Annotated in this window: 1 protein-coding gene; it reads left to right on the top strand. The window is 40.1% G+C overall.

Translation table 11 applies throughout. The annotated features are described in order from the left end of the window. Positions 1–2142: MBG domain-containing protein (locus tag ABS764_RS12470; RefSeq protein WP_408082136.1), on the top strand; the 2142-nt coding region annotated here is incomplete at both ends.

Genomic DNA, 2142 nt, shown 5'->3' with positions numbered 1-2142 from the left:
TCTGGCGGAACTGCTGCAACAGCAACAGGACTTAGTGCTGGAACTTACACAGTAACGGTAACCGATGCTAATTCTTGTACAGCAACACAAAGTTTTACTATCACAGAACCAACAGTACTTATTGCTTCGGCAGCTGCACAAACTAATGTATCTTGCAATTCAGGATCAAATGGTTCTGCAACAGTAAGTGCAACGGGTGGTACTGGTTCATATACCTATTCATGGTCACCATCTGGCGGAACTGCTGCAACAGCAACAGGACTTACTGCCGGAACTTACACAGTAACGGTAACCGATGCTAATTCTTGTACGGCAACACAAAGTTTTACTATCACAGAACCACCGGCTTTAGTAGCAACGGCTGGTTTTCAGATGAATGTTTCCTGTAATGGAGGTACGAATGGTTCAGCCACAGTTTCAGTAACAGGTGGTACACCTGGGTATACTTATGTATGGTCACCATTAGGAGGGACTGGTGTATCAGCTACAGGACTTGCTGCGGGTACTTATACAGTTACAATTACAGATGCTAATTCTTGCCAGACTACACAGAGTTTTACTATTAAGCAGCCTGCAGCACTTGAAGCGTCTACTTATCAAATGGATGTCTTGTGTAATGGAAGCGCTACGGGCTCAGCAGGTGTGACTGCTTCTGGAGGAACAGGACCATATACTTATTTATGGAGTCCTTCAGGGGGAACCGCTGCTTCAGCTACAGGTCTAGCAGCAGGTAATTACAATTGTTTAATAACAGATAACAACGGTTGTAGTATTGTGAAAAACTTTACCATTACACAACCAACAGCTATGGTGGCTTCTGCAGTTTCACAAACGAATGTTTCCTGTAATGGAGGTTCTAATGGTTCTGCAACTGTAAGTGCAACGGGTGGGACTGGTACATATACCTATTCATGGGCACCATCAGGAGGTAGTGGAGCAACAGCCACAGGACTTGCTGCCGGTACTTACACGGTTACGGTAAAAGATGCTAATTTATGTCAGGATACACAGATATTTACTATAACTGAGCCTACTGCTATTGACTTTGCAACAGTTTCATTACCAGGATATGATTATAATTCAATATATAGTCAGTCTATTAATGTAACGGGAGGAACAGGAACAAAAACCTTTGATATTTCATCAGGAAATTTACCATCAGGATTTAATTTATCTTCGACAGGATTGATTTCCGGGATATCAACTCAGGTTTCGGATAGTAATTTTACAGTTAGAGCAACTGATACAAATGGATGTACTGCGACTTATGATTTTACATTAAAATTAAATCAAATACCAATTACAGTAACTGCTGATGCTTCTCAAACTAAAGTTTATGGTTCTACCGATCCTGTTTTCACCTATACGGTATCTCCTGCTTTATTGACAGGTGATAGTTTTACAGGTACTTTAAGCAGAGATACTGGTGAAAATATAGGAAATTATGAAATAAACCAAGGAACTCTTTCCGCAGGAACTAAATATTTAATTACTTATGTAAGTAAAGATTTTGCTATTACAGCAAAACCAATTACGGTAACTGCTGATGCTTCTCAGACTAAAGTTTACGGAACAGTTGATCCAACGTTTACTTACAGCGTTTCGCCAAGTTTAGTAAGTGGAGATTCATTTACAGGAACGCTGACAAGAGATGCCGGAGAAAACATCGGAAACTATGCTATTACGCAAGGTACTTTAAGCGCCGGAAACAACTATAGTATTACTTATGTAAGTAAAGATTTTGCTATTACAGCAAAACCAATTACAGTTACAGCTGATGCTTCTCAGACTAAAGTTTACGGAACAGTTGATCCAACGTTTACTTACAGCGTTACACCAAGTTTAGTAAATGGAGATTCATTTACAGGAACGCTGACAAGAGCTTCGGGAGAAAACATCGGAAACTATGGGATAACGCAAGGTACTTTGAGTGCAGGAAACAACTATAGTATTACTTATGTGGCTAAAGATTTTGCTATCACAGCAAAGCCAATTACAGTTACAGCTGATGCTTCTCAGACTAAAGTTTACGGAACAGTTGATCCAACGTTTACTTACAGCGTTTCACCAAGTTTAGTAAATGGAGATTCATTTACAGGAACGCTGACAAGAGCTTCGGGAGAAAACATCGGAAACTATGGG

Source organism: Flavobacterium plantiphilum, assembly GCF_046000495.1.
GTDB classification, from domain to species: Bacteria; Bacteroidota; Bacteroidia; order Flavobacteriales; family Flavobacteriaceae; genus Flavobacterium; species Flavobacterium plantiphilum.
The sequence above is the reverse complement of the archived record's forward strand: the minus strand, read 5'-3'. Positions and strand labels throughout refer to the sequence as shown.